Origin of the sequence: Nonomuraea rhodomycinica, from assembly GCF_013363995.1 — a bacterium.
GTDB classification, from domain to species: Bacteria; Actinomycetota; Actinomycetes; order Streptosporangiales; family Streptosporangiaceae; genus Nonomuraea; species Nonomuraea rhodomycinica.
In genome coordinates this window covers 1-5,068 of the sequence record NZ_JABWGO010000028.1, presented here as the reverse complement: position 1 = coordinate 5,068, position 5,068 = coordinate 1, and the positions used below count along the sequence as shown (strand labels likewise).

General features: G+C 57.7%; 2 rRNA genes. Both read left to right on the top strand.

Annotated elements, in window-relative coordinates:
* The first annotated feature begins 118 nt into the window (after positions 1-118).
* Positions 119-1,640, top strand: a 16S ribosomal RNA gene (locus HT134_RS44245).
* Between the two features lie 322 nt (positions 1,641-1,962).
* Positions 1,963-5,068: ribosomal RNA gene (locus tag HT134_RS44240) — 23S ribosomal RNA — on the top strand.
* The 16S and 23S rRNA genes sit together here, the layout of an rRNA operon.

Below are 5,068 nucleotides of genomic sequence, written 5' to 3'. Positions count from 1 at the left end.
ACGCGTCCGTTTCTTGAGAACTCAACAGTGTGTTAAAAGCCAGTGCATGAACAATGCATGACCCCGTCATATCGGCGAAAGCCGGTGACGGATTCCTTTTAAGTTAGAGATCAGACCTTTAATGGAGAGTTTGATCCTGGCTCAGGACGAACGCTGGCGGCGTGCTTAACACATGCAAGTCGAGCGGAAAGGCCCTTCGGGGTACTCGAGCGGCGAACGGGTGAGTAACACGTGAGCAACCTGCCCCTGACTCTGGGATAAGCCCGGGAAACTGGGTCTAATACCGGATACGACGTTCTGTCGCATGACATGAACGTGGAAAGTTTTTTCGGTCGGGGATGGGCTCGCGGCCTATCAGCTTGTTGGTGGGGTAGTGGCCTACCAAGGCGACGACGGGTAGCCGGCCTGAGAGGGCGACCGGCCACACTGGGACTGAGACACGGCCCAGACTCCTACGGGAGGCAGCAGTGGGGAATATTGCGCAATGGGCGGAAGCCTGACGCAGCGACGCCGCGTGGGGGATGACGGCCTTCGGGTTGTAAACCTCTTTCAGCAGGGACGAAGTTGACGTGTACCTGCAGAAGAAGCGCCGGCTAACTACGTGCCAGCAGCCGCGGTAATACGTAGGGCGCAAGCGTTGTCCGGAATTATTGGGCGTAAAGAGCTCGTAGGTGGCTGGTCGCGTCTGCCGTGAAAGCCCGCAGCTTAACTGCGGGTCTGCGGTGGATACGGGCCGGCTAGAGGTAGGTAGGGGCAAGCGGAATTCCTGGTGTAGCGGTGAAATGCGCAGATATCAGGAGGAACACCGGTGGCGAAGGCGGCTTGCTGGGCCTTACCTGACGCTGAGGAGCGAAAGCGTGGGGAGCGAACAGGATTAGATACCCTGGTAGTCCACGCTGTAAACGTTGGGCGCTAGGTGTGGGACCCTTCCACGGGTTCCGTGCCGGAGCTAACGCATTAAGCGCCCCGCCTGGGGAGTACGGCCGCAAGGCTAAAACTCAAAGGAATTGACGGGGGCCCGCACAAGCGGCGGAGCATGTTGCTTAATTCGACGCAACGCGAAGAACCTTACCAAGGTTTGACATCACCCGGAAAGCTCTGGAGACAGAGCCCTCTTCGGACTGGGTGACAGGTGGTGCATGGCTGTCGTCAGCTCGTGTCGTGAGATGTTGGGTTAAGTCCCGCAACGAGCGCAACCCTTGCTCCATGTTGCCAGCAGGCCGGTTTACCGGTGCTGGGGACTCATGGGGGACTGCCGGGGTCAACTCGGAGGAAGGTGGGGATGACGTCAAGTCATCATGCCCCTTATGTCTTGGGCTGCAAACATGCTACAATGGCCGGTACAGAGGGCTGCTAAGCCGTGAGGCGGAGCGAATCCCTAAAAGCCGGTCTCAGTTCGGATTGGGGTCTGCAACTCGACCCCATGAAGTCGGAGTCGCTAGTAATCGCAGATCAGCAACGCTGCGGTGAATACGTTCCCGGGCCTTGTACACACCGCCCGTCACGTCACGAAAGTCGGCAACACCCGAAGCCCGTGGCCCAACCCGCAAGGGGGGGAGCGGTCGAAGGTGGGGCTGGCGATTGGGACGAAGTCGTAACAAGGTAGCCGTACCGGAAGGTGCGGCTGGATCACCTCCTTTCTAAGGAGCACTGACCAGTAGGTTCACGCCTCTTGGTCCATGTCACGGTCATCAGCGAACGTCTGGTGCGTGACGGCTCATTAGTGGAGCACTGGCTACTCGGCATGGCGTGATCGTCGGCCGGCAAGTACCGCCCCGTGAGGGGAGTGGGAACGACGGTTTGAGGGTTGCGGGGTGTCGAACACACTGTTGGGTCCTGAGGAAACGGGCTTTCGAGTCTGTGGACCTCATACAGGGCCATCACAGAACATCGGGAAACGTTGTGGCTGGTTGGTTGCTGTTTGTTGTTTGAGATTTGCATAGTGGACGCGAGCATCTTTGTGGCCAAGTTTTTTAGGGCACACGGTGGATGCCTTGGCATCAGGAGCCGATGAAGGACGTGGGAGGCTGCGTTAAGCCTCGGGGAGTCGCCAACCAGACGTTGATCCGGGGATGTCCGAATGGGGAAACCCAGCACCAGTCATGTGGTGTTGCCTCCGCCTGAATGTATAGGGCGGTTGGTGGTAACGCGGGGAAGTGAAACATCTCAGTACCCGTAGGAAGAGAAAACAATATGTGATTCCGTGAGTAGTGGTGAGCGAAAGCGGATGAGGCTAAACCGGGCGTGTGTGATAGCCGGCAGGCGTTGCATGTTCGGGGTCGTGGGACCCTCTGGAAGGAGCTGCCGCTTCTTCAAGGAGTTATAAATCCTTCCGATAGTTGAAGCCTCTGGGAAGGGGCGCCGTAGACCGTGAGAGCCGGGTAGGCGAAATCGGATGGACTTCTTGAGGTGTTCCCGAGTAGCACGGGGCTCGAGGAATCCTGTGTGAATCTGCCAGGACCACCTGGTAAGCCTAAATACTCCCTGATGACCGATAGTGCACGAGTACCGTGAGGGAAAGGTGAAAAGTGCCCCGGTGAGGGGTCGTGAAATAGTACCTGAAACCGTGTGCCTACAAGCCGTAGGAGCTTACATCAGCTTGCTGGTGTGTGATGTGACTGCGTGCCTTTTGAAGAATGAGCCTGCGAGTTATGGTGTGTGGCGAGGTTAACCCGTGTGGGGGAGCCGTAGCGAAAGCGAGTCTGAAGAGGGCGTTTGAGTCGCATGCTGTAGACCCGAAGCGGAGTGATCTACGCATGGGCAGGTTGAAGCTCAGGTAAGACTGGGTGGAGGACCGAACCCACCAGGGTTGAAAACCTGGGGGATGACCTGTGTGTAGGGGTGAAAGGCCAATCAAACTCCGTGATAGCTGGTTCTCCCCGAAATGCATTTAGGTGCAGCGTCGCGTGTTTCTTGCCGGAGGTAGAGCACTGGATGGCCGATGGGCCCGACAAGGTTACTGACGTCAGCCAAACTCCGAATGCCGGTAAGTGAGAGCGTGGCAGTGAGACTGCGGGGGATAAGCTTCGTAGTCGAGAGGGAAACAGCCCAGATCACCGACTAAGGCCCCTAAGCGTGTGCTAAGTGGGAAAGGATGTGGAGTCGCAGAGACAACCAGGAGGTTGGCTTAGAAGCAGCCACCCTTGAAAGAGTGCGTAATAGCTCACTGGTCAAGTGATTCTGCGCCGACAATGTAGCGGGGCTCAAGTACACCGCCGAAGTCGTGGCACTGACAGGACTTGTTCTTGTTGGTGGGTAGGGGAGCGTCGTGCAGCTGGTGAAGCGGCGGAGTGATCCAGTCGTGGAAGCTGTGCGAGTGAGAATGCAGGCATGAGTAGCGAATCGAGGGTGAGAAACCCTCGCGCCGGATGACCAAGGGTTCCTGGGGCAGGCTAATCCGCCCAGGGTAAGTCGGGACCTAAGGCGAGGCCGACAGGCGTAGTCGATGGACAACGGGTTGATATTCCCGTACCCGCTTCAACGCGCCCATATCGAACCCCTTGATACTAAGAGTCCTTAGCTCGGGTTGTCCTTCGGGACGGCCGTCAGAGTGAACGCTCGGCCTGATTGGGTAGTAGGTAAGCGATGGGGTGACGCAGGAAGGTAGTCCAGCCCAGGCGATGGTTGTCCTGGGGTAAGCATGTAGGGAGCGAGGTAGGCAAATCCGCCTCGTGTGTATCCTGAGATGTGATGCCGAGCCGATTGTGGCGAAGTGGATGATCCTATGCTGCCGAGAAAAGCCTCTAGCGAGTGTTGTGGCGGCCCGTACCCTAAACCGACTCAGGTGGTCAGGTAGAGAATACCAAGGCGATCGGGTGAACTGTGGTTAAGGAACTCGGCAAATTGCCCCCGTAACTTCGGGAGAAGGGGGACCTCTGCCGGTGTAGGAGCGTGCCTCCGAAGCTGGTGGGGGTCGCAGTGGCCAGGGGGAAGCGACTGTTTACTAAAAACACAGGTCCGTGCGAAGTCGTAAGACGATGTATACGGACTGACGCCTGCCCGGTGCCGGAACGTTAAGGGGACCGCTTAGCGTGAGCAATCATGCGAAGGTGAGAACTTAAGCGCCGGTAAACGGCGGTGGTAACTATAACCATCCTAAGGTAGCGAAATTCCTTGTCGGGTAAGTTCCGACCTGCACGAATGGCGTAACGACTTCCCCGCTGTCTCAACCGCAGACCCGGCGAAATTGCATTACGAGTAAAGATGCTCGTTACGCGCAGCAGGACGGAAAGACCCCGGGACCTTCACTACAGCTTGACATTGGCGTTTGGAGCGTCTTGTGTAGGATAGGTGGGAGACTGGGAAGCTCGGACGCTAGTTCGGGTGGAGTCATTGGTGAAATACCACTCTGGTCGTTTTGAACGTCTAACTCTGGTCCGTGATCCGGATCGGGGACAGTGTCTGGTGGGTAGTTTAACTGGGGCGGTTGCCTCCTAAAGGGTAACGGAGGCGCCCAAAGGTTCCCTCAGCCTGGTTGGCAATCAGGTGTTGAGTGTAAGTGCACAAGGGAGCTTGACTGTGAGACTGACGGGTCGAGCAGGAGCGAAAGCTGGGACTAGTGATCCGGCATCGGCGTGTGGAAGCGGTGTCGCTCAACGGCTAAAAGGTACCCCGGGGATAACAGGCTGATCTTCCCCAAGAGTCCATATCGACGGGATGGTTTGGCACCTCGATGTCGGCTCGTCGCATCCTGGGGCTGGAGTAGGTCCCAAGGGTTGGGCTGTTCGCCCATTAAAGCGGTACGCGAGCTGGGTTTAGAACGTCGCGAGACAGTTCGGTCCCTATCCGCTGCGCGCGTAGGAGACTTGAAAGGGGCTGTCCCTAGTACGAGAGGACCGGGACGGACGAACCTCTGGTGTGCCAGTTGTACCGCCAGGTGCATGGCTGGTTGGCTACGTTCGGAAGGGATAACCGCTGAAAGCATCTAAGCGGGAAGCTCGCCTTGAGATGAGGTCTCCCACCCTGTGAGGGGGTAAGGCTCCCGGTAGACGACCGGGTTGATAGGCCGGAGGTGGAAGCGCGGTAACGTGTGGAGCTGACCGGTACTAATAGGCCGAGGACTTGACCA